The 17355-nt window shown below is 67.3% G+C and carries 14 protein-coding genes and 1 tRNA gene; 6 read left to right on the forward strand and 9 right to left on the reverse strand.

All coding sequences use genetic code 11. From position 1 onward, the window contains the following. Positions 1-696, reverse strand: a complete 696-nt coding sequence (locus AC6UUM_RS06465; protein WP_500804511.1) for a hypothetical protein — start codon at positions 694-696, stop codon at positions 1-3. Between the two features lie 153 nt (positions 697-849). On the opposite strand from AC6UUM_RS06465, the gene AC6UUM_RS06470 reads away from it, so the two are divergent. The 6 genes from AC6UUM_RS06470 (at position 850) to AC6UUM_RS06495 (ending at position 5692) form a co-directional block, all read left to right on the forward strand. After that, positions 850-2160: an FAD-dependent oxidoreductase gene (locus AC6UUM_RS06470; RefSeq protein ID WP_500804512.1), complete on the forward strand. Its 1311-nt coding sequence runs from the start codon at positions 850-852 to the stop codon at positions 2158-2160. Then, positions 2160-3440, forward strand: coding sequence for a hypothetical protein (locus AC6UUM_RS06475; protein ID WP_500804513.1), 1281 nt, complete (start codon positions 2160-2162; stop codon positions 3438-3440). The genes AC6UUM_RS06470 and AC6UUM_RS06475 overlap by 1 nt, the downstream gene beginning before the upstream one ends. Before the next feature lie 57 nt (positions 3441-3497). Then, a complete protein-coding gene (locus AC6UUM_RS06480) occupies positions 3498-4649 on the forward strand; it encodes a PP2C family protein-serine/threonine phosphatase (RefSeq protein WP_500804514.1) in 1152 nt (383 codons plus the stop codon). Positions 4650-4684: 35 nt separating this feature from the next. Further along, a complete protein-coding gene (locus AC6UUM_RS06485) occupies positions 4685-5023 on the forward strand; it encodes an STAS domain-containing protein (RefSeq protein WP_500804515.1) in 339 nt (112 codons plus the stop codon). 30 nt (positions 5024-5053) lie between these two features. Next, positions 5054-5512: an ATP-binding protein gene (locus tag AC6UUM_RS06490; protein ID WP_500804516.1), complete on the forward strand. Its 459-nt coding sequence runs from the start codon at positions 5054-5056 to the stop codon at positions 5510-5512. Positions 5513-5615: 103 nt separating this feature from the next. Further along, positions 5616-5692 (forward strand) — tRNA-Pro (locus AC6UUM_RS06495). Positions 5693-5758: 66 nt separating this feature from the next. Here AC6UUM_RS06495 and AC6UUM_RS06500 read toward each other — a convergent pair. The 8 genes from AC6UUM_RS06500 to AC6UUM_RS06535 form a co-directional block, all read right to left on the reverse strand. Beyond that, positions 5759-8476, reverse strand: coding sequence for a M14 family metallopeptidase (locus AC6UUM_RS06500; protein ID WP_500804517.1), 2718 nt, complete (start codon positions 8474-8476; stop codon positions 5759-5761). Next, positions 8473-9636 (reverse strand): hypothetical protein, encoded by a 1164-nt coding sequence (locus AC6UUM_RS06505; RefSeq protein ID WP_500804518.1) that lies wholly within the window; start codon positions 9634-9636, stop codon positions 8473-8475. The genes AC6UUM_RS06500 and AC6UUM_RS06505 overlap by 4 nt, the downstream gene beginning before the upstream one ends. Continuing rightward, complete coding sequence (locus AC6UUM_RS06510) at positions 9581-10186, reverse strand: hypothetical protein (protein ID WP_500804519.1); 606 nt, start codon at positions 10184-10186, stop codon at positions 9581-9583. The genes AC6UUM_RS06505 and AC6UUM_RS06510 overlap by 56 nt, the downstream gene beginning before the upstream one ends. A gap of 188 nt (positions 10187-10374) precedes the next feature. Further along, on the reverse strand, positions 10375-11409 hold the full coding sequence (locus AC6UUM_RS06515; protein ID WP_500804520.1) for a hypothetical protein: 1035 nt from the start codon (positions 11407-11409) through the stop codon (positions 10375-10377). Between the two features lie 95 nt (positions 11410-11504). Beyond that, positions 11505-13178, reverse strand: a complete 1674-nt coding sequence (locus AC6UUM_RS06520; RefSeq protein WP_500804521.1) for a carboxypeptidase regulatory-like domain-containing protein — start codon at positions 13176-13178, stop codon at positions 11505-11507. Then, positions 13175-15295, reverse strand: coding sequence for a DUF4175 domain-containing protein (locus AC6UUM_RS06525; protein WP_500804522.1), 2121 nt, complete (start codon positions 15293-15295; stop codon positions 13175-13177). The genes AC6UUM_RS06520 and AC6UUM_RS06525 overlap by 4 nt, the downstream gene beginning before the upstream one ends. Further along, positions 15292-16383: a BatA domain-containing protein gene (locus AC6UUM_RS06530; RefSeq protein ID WP_500804523.1), complete on the reverse strand. Its 1092-nt coding sequence runs from the start codon at positions 16381-16383 to the stop codon at positions 15292-15294. Before AC6UUM_RS06530 ends, AC6UUM_RS06525 begins: the two co-directional genes overlap by 4 nt. After that, the gene (locus AC6UUM_RS06535) at positions 16383-17273 is read right to left on the reverse strand and encodes a DUF58 domain-containing protein (protein WP_500804524.1); all 891 of its coding nucleotides are present in this window, start codon (positions 17271-17273) and stop codon (positions 16383-16385) included. The genes AC6UUM_RS06530 and AC6UUM_RS06535 overlap by 1 nt, the downstream gene beginning before the upstream one ends. Positions 17274-17355 lie beyond the last annotated feature (82 nt).

Raw genomic sequence — 17355 nt, forward strand, 5'->3', positions numbered from 1 at the left:
TTAAAACTCCTGCAGCGCTCTCACCTCGTCGGGATCAAAATCCTCTTGAGCGCGCTCGACCAATAGCCGATCAAGCTTGGCGTTTGCGTCGGCCACTCCCAACTCAATGCCCGCTAACTTGGCGGTGTCGGCTTTGATTTCCTGCGTCGTTCGATCAACGCGGCCCAGAATTTCGGCTGCCGCCAATTCCAGATAGGGGGCAAATTTCCGCCAATAAGCTTCGTCGTTCATTGCCGCTTTCAGGGCAGAGGCAACGACGGTTTCGGCGAAATCTCGTGCAACCGATGGGGGATCGTTCTCTTTGGCGGGTGGGGCGAACAGGCCGTTCTTCTCGGCCAGCCGCTTCAATATCAAAGCGGTGGCAGCCTGCGGGAATTTGCCGCCAACATATGCGCTGCCCGCAAGCTCGTCTCGATCCAGAAACAATTCCGCAAGCCCCTCCGACAGCGCTATATCGGCGGCATTGATCTCGTACCCGGCTGCCGAAAAACGCTCGCCTTCCTGCCACGCGTCGAAATCCTTGCGAACCGCCTTGCGAATCTTCGCCAACGCGGCAGGGCTTTCCGGGTCGGCAGCCATTTCCTGGGCGCGCAGGCCAACGGCCAAGGTCAGTCCGGCAATGGCTGTGGCGGCTTGTTCCTGGCTGATAAAGCCAAGCGTGGCGACATTCGTGCCGAATGCCACCAGCTTTTCCATACATTGGAGATTGGTTGCCACCCACCACCTCAGCCAGCCCGAGTGAAAGCTAAGGGATAGTTGCGTGCGCGTCCAGCGTAGCAAATGCCGACCCGGCTTGACCCGCGGGCGGCTGCGCCATAGCGGAACGGCACAGCAGAGCGGAGACGAGACTTGACCCTGAAGCTTGCCATCATCGGGGCCGGCCCGGCCGGTTACTACACCGCCGAAGCCGCGCAGAAGCAGTGGGGCGCGGAAGTGCGCATCGACATCATCGATCGCCTGCCGACGCCTTATGGCCTGATCCGCGCCGGGGTGGCGCCGGATCACCAGTCGATCAAGGCGGTGACCAAGCGATACGAGGCGACCAATCTGGCGCCGAACACGCGGCTGGTCGGCAATGTGATGGTCGGCCGCGATGTGAGCGTCGATGAGTTGCTGGGCCTCTATGATGCGGTGGTGCTGTCGGTGGGGGCGCCGCTGGACAAGCCGATCGGCATTCCCGGCGATGATCTGCCCGGCGTGGTCGGTTCGGCGGCGTTTGTTGGCTGGTACAATGGCCATCCCGATCATGCCGCGCTGCCGGTGGACCTGTCGCACCATGGCGCGGCGATCATCGGCAATGGCAATGTCGCCATCGATTGCGCGCGGATTCTGGCCAAGACGGTGGATGAACTGGCCGGCACCGATATCGCGGGTCATGCGCTGGCTGTGCTGGGCCGCAGCGCGGTGCGCGATATCCATATCGTCGGGCGGCGCGGGCCGCATCAGGCCAGCTTCACCACCAAGGAAGCCGGCGAGCTGGGCCATCTGACGCGCGCGCACCCCATCGTGAAGCCGGGCGATCTGCCGCCGTTGGAAGCCGATGCGGCGCTGGAGCCGGGCCACCGCAAGATGGTGACGCATCTGCGCGGTTTTGCCGGGCTGGAGCGCCCAAAGACTCTGGGCGACAAGCCCGTCACCATCAATTTCGAATTCTTCCGCCGCCCGGTGGCGGTGGAGGGCCAGCACAAGGCCGAGCGGCTGATCGTGGAAACGACGCGGCTGGAGGACGGGCAGGCCAAGGGCACCGGCGAGTTGCACGCCATCCCGTGCGGGCTGGTGATCGCCTGCATCGGTTATCGCACGCAGGCGATTCCGGGCGTCAACTGGTCCGACGCGCTGGGCCGCTTCCCCACCGACGATGCGGGGCGGATTGCGCCCGGCCTCTATGCCAGCGGCTGGGCGCGGCGCGGGCCGTCGGGCACGATCGGCACCAACCGGCCGGACGGGTTCTCGGTGATCGAGGCGATGGTGGCCGATGGCATCACGGCGTCTGGCAAGGCCGGCGGCGAGGGGCTGGATGCACTGCTCGGCGGGCGCGGCGTGGCACCCACCGATTTCGCCGCCTGGCAGCGTATCGAGGCCGCTGAAGTCGCCGGTGCCCGCCCCGGAGCGCCGCGCGAGAAGATCACCGACATTGCGGCCATGCTGGCGGCCATCTGATGGCAGCGGGCAGGGCCGGTATCTGGCGCTGGTTGCTGGGCGGCGCGGCCGGGCTGGCTGCCGGGCTGGCGCTGCTGGTGCTGGAAACCAGCCCGCGCGTGCCACCGGCGCCGTCACCCGGCCCGGCGCAGGTGACGCAGGGACGCCTGGCCTTCACCCGGTTCCGCATCGCCGTGATCGAAGGCGATGGCCAGTTGCCGGTGCGCTTTTCCGCCGAGGATGTGGCCAGCATATCGGCGCTGATCGGACGCGGATTGGGTGTGGCGCGCACCACGGCCAGTATAAGCCCCGATGCGGCGGTGGCGGCGATCAGCATCGATCTGCCGGTCGGGCTGTGGCTGAACCTGTCGGTGCGGGCGCTGCCGTCGACAAAGGGGTTTCCACCGCTGGAATTGCGCGCCGGTGATCTGGTGATCAGCGGCGGCGCCGCGCGATTTGTGGTGCAGGTGGCCCGCCAGCTGCTGGTGTGGCGCGGGTTGCCGCTGCAACCGCTGGATCAGATGATCAAGGGCCTGGAGGTCAGCGCCACGCGGTTGCGCGTGCAACCGGGGCCGGGTATCGGCCAGACCGGGTTGGTCAGCGGCCTGATCGGCCTGGGCGGGCAGCAGATTGATCAGCGCCGCGTGCAGGCGATTTTCTGTACGCTCGCGGATCAGCAGCGCCGGCAGCCATCAACCGATCTGGCCGTGCATGTGCAGCGCATGATCGGCGCGACGCGCGCCGGTTCAGGGGCGCAGGCCGCCGCCGAACATCGCGATGGGCTGGTGGCGTTGGCACTGCTGGTGGCGGGCAAGAGCGCGCTGCGCCTGGTGGATTCCGCGCAATCACCGCTCGATGCCTGCGCCGTGCCGCCGTTGCAAGTCTTGCTGGTGGGCCGGCCGGATCTGGCCAAGCATTGGTCGATTTCGGCGGCCCTGGCCGCGGTGGGCGGGCTGCGCACCGGGCGGCTGTTGGGCGAATGGAAGGAACTGGCCGACAGCATGGCCGGCGGATCAGGTTTTTCCTTTGCCGATCTGGCGGCGGATCGGGCCGGGCTGAAGCTGGGATCGGCTGCGGCCAATCCGGATCAGGCGATCGCCTTGCGCGCCGATCTGCAACGGCGCGGCAATGTCGATCTGTTGCCGCGCAGCGTGCTGGGCCTGGCGGAAGGCATGAGCGAGGCGCGGTTTGTCGCCCAGTATCGCGACAACGACAGCGCGCGGTTCGCCGCCGCGGTGGCCGAGATCGATCGCCTGCTGGCGCGCGGCAACACGCCGGGGGCAGCCCTGACTGCGCCCTGATTTGGCAGCGGCCGGCAGCGGCCACAGTGTCGCCAGATTGTCACCGATATGTCATGATTGGCGGGCATTGAAGCCGTTGCAGATGGTGGCAGGCACGGGGGCTGGCGGTTGCAGGAAGAGCGGACGAAATTCGTGGCCCTGCCGGTGTCGGGCAATGCGCCAACCGATCGGCAGCATGTGCTGGTGCTGATGAACGGCAGCCAGGCCGGCGCACGCTGGTCGTTGCCGGCGGCGGGTCTCAGCATCGGGCGCAGTCCGCCAGCCGACATCGTCCTGCCCGATCCGGCGATTTCGCGCCTGCACTGCCGCGTCGATCGGGATGCCAGGCAGTTGCTGGTATCGGATACCGGCTCCACCAACGGCAGCTTCATCGACGGCCAAAAGGTGGCCGGGCGTGCGGTCTGGCCGGTGGGCAGCCTGTTGCAGGTGGGCGGGTATGTGCTGCAGCACGATCTGGCCAGTGATGCGCAATTGCGGCGCGATGATGAACGCGAACGCGATCTGGGCACGGCGCTGGCCTATGTGCGGGCGCGACTGCCGCAGAGCCAGGCCCACGGCCCGGTGGAGATCGACTGGCATTATGTGCCCAGTGCCGATCTGGGTGGTGATGCGTTCGGCGCGTTTTTCCTGCCAGATGGGCGGTTCTGCTGCTATCTGATCGATGTGTCGGGCCATGGGGCCGGGGCGGCGATGCATGCGGTGGCGGTGATGAATGCGCTGCGCCCCGAAGCGCTGGGCAGCACCGATCCCGGCGATCCGGCCGGGGTGCTGCAACGGCTGAACATGCTGTTTCCGATGGAGGCGCATGCCGACATGTATTTCACCATCTGGTATGGCGTGTTCGATCCGGCCAGCCGTCGCCTGGTGCATGCGGCGGCCGGCCATCATGCGGCCTGGTGCTGCGTGGCGGGATGGGCGCCGCAGCCGATCGGCACGCGCAATCGCATGATCGGCACCCCGATCAGCCGGCCGTTCGTGGCCGGTCAAGCGGTGTTGCCGCCCGCCGCCAGCCTGTTCGTGATGAGCGACGGCGTGTTCGAGATTGTCGATTCCGCCGGCCGCGCCTGGCAGCTGGCGGATTTCGTGGCGCTGCTGCGGCCGGGCCGTGTCACGGGACTGCCACGCCAATATCATGAATATATGCAACAACAGCTACCGCAGGGGCGGTTTGACGATGATTTCACCTTGCTGGCGCTGCATTTCGCGTGATGGCACGCCAAACAACCGGATGAAGGAAATTCGCGATGACGTTCGAATTCGCTGATGGCGGTGATGTGGCGCTGGCGCTTCTGTCGGGGCGGCTCGATACAGCCGGTGTCAGCAGCGTTGAACTGGCCTTCACCGCCCGGGTGGTGCCGGAACTGCGGCCGGTGCTGATCGATCTGACCACGCTGGATTTCATCGCGTCGCTGGGGGTGCGCATGCTGATCACCACGGCGCGATCACGGGGGCGCGGTGGCCGGGCGCTGGTGATGTTCGGGGCCGGCGCCGAAGTGACCGATATCCTGACGACAATGGGCCTGGATGAAATCATCCCGTTGTTGCCGGACGAAGCGGCGGCCAGAGCCGCAGTCGCCGGTTGAGCAGCGCGGGTGCAAGCGGTCTTGCCAGCAGTGACCGGGTTGGTGACGGCGTTGCCCGCGCCTGCCGGCACGCTGCATCTGCGCTTGGCCAATGATATCGCCGCTGTCGCCGCGTCGCTGCCGGCGTTGCAGCAGTTCGCCGCGGACCAGCAATTGTCACCGCGGTTGCGAAACCGGCTGGAGGTGGTGTTCGAGGAGCTGGTGTCCAATGCGATCCGACATGGTTTCCGGCCGCAATCACCTCAGTCGCTGCTGATCGGGCTGGAGCGGCTCGATCACGCCATCCGGCTGGACATCGAAGACGACGGCGCGCCCTTCGATCCGCTGGCGCGGGCCGCACCGGCGCCGCTGGTCAATCTTGATTCTGCGCCCGAAGGCGGCCTGGGCATTGCCTTGGTGCGAAAGCTCGCCAGCCAGATCGTCACCGGAACCCCGCCGCGTCACCCCGGCATGGTCAACCGCATCTTGGTGGAATTGGCGTTGGCCTGACCGGGGCCTGACCGGGGCCCGACCGGGACGAAAATGCCATTTGCCGGGCTTTCAGCGGTTGCGTGGGAACCGATGCGCCGTTATAGCCGCAACTCCGCAGCGTCGGGGCGTAGCTCAGCCTGGTAGAGCGCTGTCTTCGGGAGGCAGAGGCCGGAGGTTCGATTCCTCTCGCCCCGACCAGCGGATGACGAGGGAAGGGTTCCCGGCCCTTCCCACCCCCCTTGATGGAAATCGATCAACGCCGCCTCAGCGGTCGGCACCGCCGTATTGGATCGCGTTGAACAGCAGTTTGAACGTGCCATAGGCCTGGGCGCGCTGGACGACTTCCGGCCCCAGCAGGAACAATTTGCCGCGCTCCATGTCGATGTCCGCCACCGCGATCGTCCCGGCCAGTTGCTCCTGCCCCACGGCCCAGCCACTGCGCAGCAAGGATCGGCCCTGGAACCAAGAAACGGGGGTAGCCGCGCCGGTGCCGCTGGCCGGCACGAACGTGGGGGAGCGGTTGAAGAACATGTCCACTTGCGCCGGCAGGCCATAGGCCAGCGGTTGCCGGTTATCGACCTGCGCCCGCAGCACCGATCCCGGGATGAAGAAATCCTTGGTGTCGGGCGCGCGGGTTTCGCCATTTACCGTGCGGCTTTGCGCCAGCGCCAGCGGGGCACCGAACAATTCGGCCAGCCGTGCCGAGCCGCCGATCGCCACCACCGCGCCGCCGGCCCGGAAAAACTCCCGCAGCGCCGGCACGGTCTTGGCGTCCGTCAGGGTGCCGGTCGCGGCTTTCCATTCGGCCGGTGTGTCCTCCGGCTTGGGCTGCGGCGATGGCCGCTCGCTGCCCCAGGCACCGTCACCAGGCAGGGCGCCATCGGCAAACAGCAGCACATCGAAATTGCGCTTCAGGCCGCCGGCCTCGACCCGCTGCGGGTAGATGATGTCGAACGGAAATTCATATTGTTCCAGCAACCAGCGGGTCCAGCCCGCGGTCATCAGGCCGCCATAGCGATCGACGAGCCCCAGCCGCACCGGCCGCAGCTTCACGGTGGCGGATGCGGGCTGCCGGGCGACGGCGTGGGCGACCAGCCCAAGTTCGGCCACAGCCTTGCCGACAATGCCGGCGGCCGCGCCAGAGGCGGGCACCCAGATGGCGCCGGGCGCGAGTTCATCATTGCCCAGCGTCACCGCCTCCTTCACCCAGGCCGGCTGCACCCCGGCCTTGAGCAGGCGGTTGGTCAGAATCGCGCTGTTGTTGGTTTCGTGGCCGATCAGCCAGCCGGCCTTGCCCGTGCCAGTGATGCGGCCCGGCGGCGGCCGCATCAGATCATCGACAGCGGTGAAATTGCCGGCCACCGGATCGAGCACGCGATCAAAGCTGACGCCCATCTGATAGGCCAGGGTGTAACCCGCCACGTCATAGGGCGCGGTGGGTGCGCCGCCCGGATAGGGCACGTCGTTGGGATGGTCCTGCGGCTCGAACATGTCGAGCACGTGCGGGCGATAGGCCTGCGCGGTGCGCACGATGAAACTGCCGGCCGCATAGCGTTTGCCGCCCACGCTGAACGGCGCGGTGGCGCGCTCGACCTCCACGCCATTCTTGATCAGCGCGTTCAGGAAGGTGATGGCGGTAGGCAGATCGCGCTGGTCGGCAGGGATGATATAGGCGCGGGCATCGCGGTCGGCAGGGTCCTGCAGCAGCTTGCCATAGAGCGCGGGATCGACCTTGCGTGCGCCGCCGCCGGGCAGCGCCGCGGCCTCGGCCAGTCGCTCCACCTTGGTTGGCGTGATGGTCCAGCTGTCGCGGCTGCCTTTGTCGATGCTGTTGGCGCCCATGCGCCAGATATTGAACAACAGCCGTTCGCGATTGCGCGAGGCATAATCCAGCACCGCGCGGTTGAGCGTCCACTGATAATCGAGCGTGTCCTGCAGATGCCAGGCGCGTGGGGCGATGGGCAGCATTTCATCGCCGCGCGGCAGTTGCGTGGCCGGCACCAGCGGGATGGTGGTGGGCGTCGGGCCGCCGATGATTTCGGTGAGCAAACCGATGCTGTTGTGGAAATAGGCAACCGAGCGTTCCATGCCGTTGTGCCAGGTGGAATAACGCGCGGCACTGCGCATGCCAGAGCCAGCCTTGCCTTCAGCGATCAGCCGCGAATGCATCGCCGCGCCAACCTCGTTCAGCTCGGTCATGACGATCGGATCATAGTTGAAATTGAACGGGTCGCGGAACGGCGGCACGAACACCACCATGCCTTCCGGCCCGGTCTGGTGCTGGTTGTACACGATCTGCGGATACCATTGCCGGAACAGCACGCGGTTGACGTTCTGCGTCTCCGGCATCTGCGCCATGTAGCTGTCGCGATTATTGTCGTGGCCGATATATTTATGGTAAAGCCTTGGCAGGGTTGCGAATTCCCGTTTCTTGGGGTCGGCGTTGCGCATGTACCAGTTGCTCACCAATTCCATGCCATCGGGATTGTCGTGGCCGAACAGGATGATGCAGTCCTCCAGCAGGCGCATGGTTTCGGCATCATTCTGGGTGAGCATCCGGTGCAGCACCTGGATCTGGCCTTGCGAGGTGACGGTTTCGGAGGCGTGCAGGCCGGCATCGATCCACACGATGGCCTTTCCCTGCGCCGCCAGGCTGCGCGCCTGGGCTTCGTCGATGCCGCGCGCGCGGGCCAGCCGCTGGGCGATGTTGCGATAATCCTCCAGCCTGGCCAGATTGGCCGGGGTGGACACGATCGCCACCCACATGGTGCGGCCTTCGGCGGTCTTGCCGATATCGATCAGCTTCATGCGATCGGATTCGCCGGCCAGCTTCTTCAGATAGGCTTCATATTCGCTGTAATTGGCGAGGAAATAATCGCTGCCGGGCGCTTGCTTGAAGAAGTCCTTGGGCGCCGTCTGCGCTGCGGCGACGGCTGGCAGGCAGAGCAGCAGGGCGGAGATCAGGATGCGCTGGCTGGTCATTTGGCTGCTCCTGCCCGGCGGGCGGTGATCACCACGTCGATCTCGTCGGGACGCGGGTTGATGAAATCGAGGCGGGTGCGCCCGTCATCCGTCAGGCTGATCGCCGCCGGGATGGTCGAATTGGTCAACATCCAGCCGGCCGGCAGCACGACGGCATTGGCCGGGCGGCCAAAGGCGCGGTGCCAGACCAGTTCGCCATCGACAAGGGCGTAGCGCACGGCATCGGTGTAGGTTTCGGCGATGCGGATGCGGCGGCTGGTGCCGGCGGTGACCGGCGGGAAGCGGAACACCACCGCCGTGGTGTCGGGCGTCACCTTGGTCTCACGCGGATCGATGGCGGTGATCGCCGCGCCGCGCACCAGTTCGGTGGTCAGCGCCGCGCCGGTATCGAGATCGCGCGCCGATGGGTTGCTCACCGTGCTGCCGGCACGCACGACATTGACATAGGCGCCCACGCCCGCCCGTTCCTCGGTGTAATCATGGGTCAGATCGAAACTGTGGGTTTCGGGCGGCTGCAGATAATAGACGATCTCGCGGGTTTGCGACGCGCGCTCGCGCAAGGCTGCGGCCATGCTGGAACCCTTGGCCAGCGCGCCGGCGATCGGCAGCGCCCGGATACGCAGCGGCATGGGCGCCGGTGTTGCGTTCCAGAACGACACCGCGATGCGGCCATCACCCTGCTGCAACACCTGCACCGGCACATTCACCGATGCCAGGCGATAGCCGGGCGGCAACACCACCATGTTGCGCTTGATGCCCAGCGAGCGGTCGAAAATGATCGCATCGCCCTCCGCAAAATAGGTCTTGGCGTCTTCATAAGTCTTGTCGATGCGGATGCGCGCGCCGCCGCCATCGGGAACCGGCCGCGCCAGCATGACCGCGATATACTGGCTGTCGGGCGTCGCACTGGTCACACCGCCGGCCTTCGCGGCCTCGCCGCTCACCTCGGCAAAGGCCAGCGGCTTGCCGGTAGCGGCATCGACGACGGATTCGTCGCTGGCGATGCTGCCGGTACGGATCGGGTTGTAATAATGAGTGGCGCCGGGCGTGGTGGCGGTGATGTCATAGATGATGCGGAACTTGTGCGTGGCCGGCGCGAGCAGTTCATAGCGCGTGTAGGCGCCAGCGTCGGTCTGGCGCGGGGCGGCGGTTGCAGCCATCGCCAGTGACATCAAGAGGATCGAACCGCCAACTCTGGCGCAGCGCGCGTGCATCGGACCCATGTGCCAACCCCCTGAATGTGCACAGCGTGGCCGAGGCTCGGCCACTTGGCAAGCGCGGCGCGGCACGGTTGCACCATGGACGGAAATCGGGGCCTGCTTTAGATTGCGCACCAGTAATTACGCCAAGGAGCCGGCGATGAAGCGGAATGCCTTGATGTTCTCGATCTTGCTGCTCTGTTGCAGTATGGCCCCAAATCCGGATTGGTCCAATATCAATATCAAGGATCTGAGTGATCTGGAGTATCGGGACTAGCAGGATCTTGATATCGCATACAGGCTTGATCTGGATCGGGATGGCGTTACCGATCTCGTCAAAATGATGAAGAATGTCAGGAAACGGCAGTTCGGCATTTTCTTCTGCAAGGGCAATCGATCGACGTTCAACTGTGCAGCTGAGCCATTCTTGACCGGTAGCATCGAAGCGATGGCGAATTTCTATATTGAGGGGTCGGGCCGACCAAGTGAATGCCCTGTGGCTGAGAAACATTGCTTCGATGGTGGCACGATGGAATCATCTGCGGCTGTGTTCTGGTGGGATCGCGGCGTAAAGCACAGATGGTACGCGGATTAGGGTCGATTGTGACGGAATCTAGTTTATTAACTCATTAAAGGGGAAGGACTGAATCCGCCCCAGTTTCGGCCGTTTAATGCGTGGGCCATCATGCAGGAAAGCAGTCAGTTATGAGCGCTGCTCGCCAATTCTAGTAATTCTGCAACCCGCCAGCGCTGCCAGACGCCATCGTTAACCAGATGGATTGTGTCCCGAGACGCCGCAAGAAGGGTAGGATGGCTCCAAACTGGCGACCAATCATTCGCCTGGGACGGCAGCCGACTAAGCGGCAAAGCCCACTCGCCTAACGTATGCGCGCGCCCGCTTTGCTCAGCATCCTCTAGCGCGAGCAACACTAGCCGGTTTGCCTTCTCACCGTAGCCACCCGCTGCAAGAATGTGGCGACCGTCTACTGCCAACGCCTTTGGCCCGGCCAGATCATTTGGCCACCAGAGTGCGGGCCGGTTAAGGCGAAGCCGCATGATTGGGAAGTCAGTATATGGACATGCCCAAGCGCCATCCTCAACTGCCGTAAGCGCGTAACAATCCGCTATCATGCCTGCCTCGGGTGGGAACGCCGCCAGCGGCAAGATCGCACCACTGTCGTCGAAACAGCCGATCCCGCGTCCGGAGGGGGCCCCTTCGTTTCCCGGGACATGCCAATCACGGTTGCCGTAGATGCCTTCGTCGAACCATCCGACCCAGATGTTGGCGTCTCCATCGACCGATACATGCTCGATACCGTCGCCGAGCATGAAGCGAGCAAGGATGGTGCCGTCAGAAGCAATAACTCGGGCATTCGACTTGTTGTTTGTCCGCGATCCCACCACGAGCCAGCGCCCGTCCGCAAATCGATCAAATTGTGGAAATGCGAACTCGAGCGGGAAGAGCGGTCCTTCATTCCACTCGCCATCAGCCCAGAGAAGTAAGCGTGCGGTGCCAGCGTCGGCCATCTCAAGAATGCGGCTTGGAGGGTGAACGAGGCCATTTGCTGATCGGATGCGTGCCCATTCGGAGACAAAATCGACGTTAGCTATTAAGACCGCAAGCTCACCAGTTGCGAGCACGCGATAGTGCAAGGCATGCCAGCCTGCTGGCAACGCCGGCAGTTGAATTGCAGCGCCATAAGCGGGGACTTGTTGAAAGGTATCTGCCTCCATCGATACTTGATGTGAGCTATGTTCGCTTTTTTCTCAAGCGCGGTCTGTCCGCTTCCCACCCCACTCCGGTCATTCCAGATTTAGGCGTTCGCGGCCTAACCTGCCATGACCCGGCCGAAGCGGCTGCGCTCAAACCACCACAGCAAGGCTGATGCCGCAAGCCAGGCGATGAACCAGGGCCAACTAGGGCCGCGCGCCGGCGGTGCGGCGGCCGTGGCGCTGCCGGGCTGAACGAGGTCCAACGTCGCGGCGCGGGCCTGGGCGGCGGTGCGCGTTTGGCTGGGCGGTGCGACGAAGAATGGCGCGGCGGCCGGCGTGCGCAGTTCGTGCCAGCCGACGAGGCGCGGCCAGAAGGCGGCGCAGCCGGCATCGATGATCAGTGTGGTGATCGCGCCATCGGGGTGGCGAACGCTGGCGGCGGGGCCGAGGTTGCAGATCGTCAGGCGCGCGCCCGGCGCGGCATCGGGGCTGAGGCGCGGCGGCAAACCGGCTTGCGGGCGGGCGAGGGTGGCAGCGATCTCGCTCCAGATTGCGCCGTGGCGGAGGCCTTCGCCGGCCAGCACCAGCGTGTAGAGATCGGTCACCGGCCACAGCCCGATGCGGCCGCGGCCAAGATTGCGCCACTGCGCCGCCGCGACGCCGCCCAGCCTGCCCGCCATGTCGCGGCCGGGGCGTGTGACCATCTGCGTCAGCACCGGCCCCACACCGGGCAGGCGCAGCGGGGTGATGGCATCGTCGGTGGCAAAGCCCAGTACCGCCCATTCCCGCCGGGTCGCGTCGGGCAGCGGCCCGGTGATGCGCAGCACCAGCCCCAGCCCGGCGCGCACGGCGATCAGCACTTGCGCCCGGCCGCCCGCGCCAATCGCGGCCCAGCTGCGCTCATCGAGAACGAGCAGATCGAGCTTCGCCAGGCTGGCAGCATCAATCCGGGGTGGCGCGTCGCCGATGTCGAGCCCGTTGCCGGCGGCGATGCTGGCGCTGACGGCGAGGCCAGCGTCGGTGGCCCAGCGCCGCAGATATTTGAGATCGGGGCCGGCCGCGCCGGCGACGATCAACGCGCGCAGCGGCGCAGCTTCGGCGGCGACCACCGGGACGGTGGCGGTTTCGACCGGCCGTCCTGCGGAATCGCTGATGCGCAGGGTGAATTCGCTCCCGCCAACGGCACCGGCCGTCCCCGCCAGAGTGAAATCGCCCGACGGGCCAAGCGCCACGCTCGCCACACTGCGCCCGGCCGGATCGAACAGGGTAGCGCGGCCACCCGGCACACCATCGACGCTGCCGCCGACGCGAAACGCCGCCCCCGGCGCCACCGGTGCCGGCGCGTTGAGCGACACCAGCCCGCGCGGCAGCGGCGCTGGATCAAAGGCCAGCGGTAGGCCGGCGGGCTGCTGGTCGCGCGGCGGCAAGCCGGCGCCGATGATGCGCAGGGCACGCGTGCCGGGATGGCGGCGCAGCGCGGTCGCCAGATCCGGCACGCGTTCCACGCCGGGCAAGGTGGGCGCTTCGGGCAGGGCGACCAGTGCATCCCCGGTGGCCAGTGCCGCCAGCCGCGGCGTACCGGCCGTGGCGACCACCAAGGTGCCGCCGCTGCCCGCGATCGGCGGCGGTTCCAGCGTCAACCACAGCAAGCCGGCGCTGGCCAGTTGCAGCGCAGCCAGCAGCGCCAGCCGCCACGGCGTGGCCGGGGCCGGCGAGGTGCGCTGCCACCATAGCAGGCGTGCGATGCCGATCAGCGCCGCCAGCGCCAAGATCAGGCCAAGCGCCGTCATTGCAGCGCCGCCTGGTAACGCTTGCCGGCGGCGTCCCCGGCGGCGCGGCGCAGCACTTGCGCCGGCGGCTGTGCCATCGCCGCCCACAACTGGCCGCGCAGCGCCTTGCGGCAGGCGGTGCAGCCCTGGTCGCGCTGCACCGCATCGATGGCGGCGGCGAGTGCCAGCGGATCTGCCGGCGGGTGCGCGGCGGCCCAGGCCTGCACCGCATCCAGCCTGATCGGGCCGGGGCCGGCCAGCGCGCGCCAGGCCGCCGCCGGCACCGCATTCACGCCATCGCTGGCGCGTGGTGCCGGGGCGAGGGCCGGCGCGGTGATATCGGTGCGCTTCCCGCTCAGCCGCCGGTCCAGATCAATCGGCGGCAGTTCCGGCCCGGTGCGCGACAGGTAGATGCGGGTGGCCTGCTGCACCGCCTTGATGCGGGCGAGCGCGATAAAGGCAAAGGGCAGCGCCTTTTCCGGCGCACCCTGGCGCAGGTTCAGCTCGGATTGCCACATGGCATCGACCGCCTGGCGCAGCAGGTTGTTGCTGGCCGGGTCCATCAGCGTGGCGGCATCGCTTTCGGCGTGGGCGTGGCCATAATCGGCCAGCACGTCTTCGGCGCTGCCGAACACCGGCTTGGCGGCGCCATGGTCGTGGCCATCGTCGGCGGCATGGCCGCTGGGCAGCGTCGCGTCCTTTGGCTTTTCGGCAGCGACGGGCGCATCGCTGGTCGGCAGCACCGGGGCCTCGCTGGTTTCGTCGCCGAGCAGCCCGCCATAGCGCAGGCGCAGCGTGCGTTGATCGACACCGATCGTGTCTGATTGCGCCAGGAAACGCGCCGGAATCAGGGTCCGGCGCTGCTTGATCAGGGCTTGCGTGTCGATGATGATCTGGCGCTGGCTGCGGAAATAGGCCGGCAGCACGGTTTTCACCATGCCGTCCAGTCCGCCCGCGTCTTGGCCGAGATCCGGCGGCCAGCGCAGGATCAGGCTGGGGCTGCGGCTGATCTGCACCTCCGGCACACGATTGTCGGCCACGATCAGCTGCGCAACAAGGTCGTTGCCGGCGGTCAGGCCAAGGCTGCGAATGTCGAGGCTCGTGTCGAAACGCCGGCGCGTTCGATCACCGCTGCCGGAGAGGGCGCGGCTGGTTTCGCGGAATGTGATATTCTCGCCTTCGCCGCTGGTGACGATCAGGCGCAGGCGGGCGGTCGCGGCGACGCCATGATCGTCGCTGACGTCGAACCGCAACCGCCAGCGCGTCTGGCCGAATGCCAGCGGCGTGAGGGTGCGTTCAGGCTCGATCACCCGGATGGCGGGCGGTGTGTCGGGCACGGCGTCGATGCGCTGCAGTGGGCCGGGCGCAGCGCCGGCCGCGACGACGCGGTAGAGCAGCGAGCGATTGAGAGTGGCGCTGGCCAGCCAATCGTCGCCGGAGCGGGCGAGGGGGATGCGCCGGCCATCGACGCCTTGCAGCGCGGCGCTGGCCGGGTTCGGGGCAAAGCGCAGCGCAAAGGCCAGCCGTGAGCCGGCGGGCGCGCGGGCGGTGAGCGCCGCGTCGCGGGCGGGCAAGCCGGTATAGGCCGGCGGCGTGATGCGCAGCCGCTGCGCGATCAGGCGCGGCGGGCCGGCCGGGGCGGCGGCACGGGCAGGCGGGCGCAGCGGCGCACTGCCATCGGCGGCGGGCCACAGCATTGCTGCCGCCGTGAGGGCGAGGCCGATCAGCCAGGCGGCGGCGATGGGCCTGGTCTGCCAATCGGGGCGCAGCGTGGCGGCATCGATGGCGGCAAGGCGCGCGGCGATGCGCTGGCGTTGCAGGCGTTGCAGCGGGCCGAGCGCGGCGCCCGTCACCAGCAGGTCGCTGCTGTCCTCCAGATCGGGGTGGGCGGCGTCGAGCTGGCGGACGAGCCAGACCTTGTCGAAGCGGCGGCTGCGCAGATGGGCGACGGCCGCCACCAGGGCGAGACCGGCAACGAAACTGCCAGCCGCCGCCGGCCATCCGCCCCAGCGCGCCGCCAGGGCGGCGGCAGCGATCAGCAGCGGCAGCGCGATGGCAAGATCATTTGCGGCGCTGCGCAACCGGGCCGGGCGGGACCAATTCGCGACAAAGGCGGCGGCCGGAACAGCAGCGGTCATGGCGACACTGCGCGGCTGCGGCGGGTCGCCAGCCAGCGTTCGGCAAGGAACAGCACGGCGATGGCCAGCGCCAGCCAGGGTTGCAAGTCGCGCGCCGGCACGGGCCAGGCGGCGGCGCCCGTCGTGGGGGCCATATCGCGGGCCATGGCGCGGCCTGGCGGCGGCGGCGGCGCCAGCATCGCGGCCAGCTGCCGGGGAAAATCGGGATCGAGCAGGATCGGCATCGCCGCCGGATCGAGCGGTCGGGTGAAGCGAAACAGCTGCCCGCGCCCGATGCGTTGCACTGTGGCCAGCGGCTGGCCGTCGTCATCGTGCCAGACGGGGGTGGTTGGGTGGGGGGCGGTGACGTCGTATCCGGCGAGCACAGTGCCCCCATTGGTGATCACGGCGCGCAGATTATCCGGCAAGGGGCCGGGGGCGAGGTGAACAGTGATGGTCCCTGTCGGTGTGCCCGGCGCTTCCAGCGCGCTCGCCGCCGCCCGCACATAGCGCAACGCCGGATCGTTGCCGGCGGGCAGGGTGAAGCGCAAGCGCGGTTGTGCAGAGGCTGGCGCAGGCATGGCGCCGGGGACGATCTTCCAGGTGACGGCACGCGACAGGCGCGGGCGCTCGGCGTCGCCGGCAAGGATTTCGGGCACGATCAGGGTGAGCGGCACGCCGGGGGGCAGTTCGGCATCGAGCTGGCGGATCAGGGAAAAAATCGAAGGACAGGCCTGCGCCAGACAGCTTGGTTGTGGTTCGTCGCCGGGCGGAAAGCCGCTGGCCAACCAGATGTTGCGCGTGGCCGCAGCCGGCGGCCCGGCATCAACGCCGGGCACTGCAGCCACCACCGGCGTCTGGTCGGCGCTATTGGGCAGCACCGGGCGCGCCAGCCACAGCGCGATCACCATGATCAGCAGGAGCCGCAGCGCCAGCAGGAGAAATTCATCGAAGCGCAGCCGGGATTTCGGCCGTGGCTTTTCGCGCAGCCATTCAAGCGCGGCAAAATCGGTCGGGCGGGCCTCGCTGCGCCGCGCCAGATGGATGAGCAGCGGCAGGGCCAGCGCCAGCAGCGCCAAGAGTGCCGCAGGGAACAGCAGCGCCGGCATCAGCCATATTCCCCGGCCGAATGGGCACCGAACAGCGCGCGCAGCGGCACGTCGAGCTGTTCATCCAGCATCAGCGCCGCATGGCGGATGCCGATGCTGTCGAAACGGGCATGGCGGGCGGCACGCGCAGCGCCAAAGCGCGCCAGAAATTCCGCGCGCAAGGCCGGGCCATCGCCGAGCAATTCTTCGCCGGTTTCCGGATCGCGAAAACGGTGGCCGCCGGGGTAGGCGAAATCGCGTTCACTTGACGTCAGCACTTCGATGGCCAGCACTTCGCGGCGTGCGCCGGCGAGGCGTGCGGCCAGGTCCATCGCCTGCGGATCAAAGAAATCGCTGATCATCACCACCAGATCATGCGCGCCGATCCGATCCCAAAGCGGCATCAACTGCGCCAACGCCGGGAAGCTGCCCGCCGCGGCCAGCGCGTGCAGATCAAGCGCCAGCCGGTCGCGCTGGCGCGCGCCGCCGCCGGCATCGAGCACCCGCAGTCCAGCGGCGGACAGGCCAACCAGCCCGAAGCGGTCGCCCTGGCGCAGCGCCAGTTCGGCCATGCAGGCGGCCAGCCCGCGCGCTGCGGCAAGGCGCGACCAGCCGGGGCCGGTCTCGTCCTCCTGCGCCATCGAGGCGCTGGCATCGATCAGCAGCCACAGGGCCAACGGGCTTTCGCGTTCGGATTCGCGCACGAAAAACCGGTCTGATCGGGCATAGAGCTTCCAATCGATGGCGCGCGGTTCGTCGCCGCGTTCATAGGCGCGATACTGGGCGAATTCGAGGCCGGCACCCCGGCTGCGGCTGTGATGCAGGCCCAGGCCTTGCAGATCGACGGCACGCCGCGCGGTGAGACGCAGGCCGGCAAGGCGGTTGCGCACGGCTGGGGGGATAAGGGTCACTGTCGCCACCCCTCTCCCGGCTCGCGCAAGGGCGCGAGTCCGACCTCTCCCGCAAGGGAAGAGGTGACGTTGGCGGCACGCT

This window comes from Sandarakinorhabdus sp. (assembly GCF_987265915.1).

Coding starts and splice junctions, on each gene's coding strand:
- AC6UUM_RS06505 (WP_500804518.1), bottom strand. CDS start 9,636: ATGGCTGCAACCGCCGCCCCGCGCCAGACCGACGCTGGCGCCTACACG.
- AC6UUM_RS06500 (WP_500804517.1), bottom strand. CDS start 8,476: ATGACCAGCCAGCGCATCCTGATCTCCGCCCTGCTGCTCTGCCTGCCA.
- AC6UUM_RS06485 (WP_500804515.1), top strand. CDS start 4,685: ATGACGTTCGAATTCGCTGATGGCGGTGATGTGGCGCTGGCGCTTCTG.
- AC6UUM_RS06475 (WP_500804513.1), top strand. CDS start 2,160: ATGGCAGCGGGCAGGGCCGGTATCTGGCGCTGGTTGCTGGGCGGCGCG.
- AC6UUM_RS06525 (WP_500804522.1), bottom strand. CDS start 15,295: ATGACCGCTGCTGTTCCGGCCGCCGCCTTTGTCGCGAATTGGTCCCGC.
- AC6UUM_RS06520 (WP_500804521.1), bottom strand. CDS start 13,178: ATGACGGCGCTTGGCCTGATCTTGGCGCTGGCGGCGCTGATCGGCATC.
- AC6UUM_RS06510 (WP_500804519.1), bottom strand. CDS start 10,186: ATGTTTCTCAGCCACAGGGCATTCACTTGGTCGGCCCGACCCCTCAAT.
- AC6UUM_RS06530 (WP_500804523.1), bottom strand. CDS start 16,383: ATGCCGGCGCTGCTGTTCCCTGCGGCACTCTTGGCGCTGCTGGCGCTG.
- AC6UUM_RS06515 (WP_500804520.1), bottom strand. CDS start 11,409: ATGGAGGCAGATACCTTTCAACAAGTCCCCGCTTATGGCGCTGCAATT.
- AC6UUM_RS06465 (WP_500804511.1), bottom strand. CDS start 696: ATGGAAAAGCTGGTGGCATTCGGCACGAATGTCGCCACGCTTGGCTTT.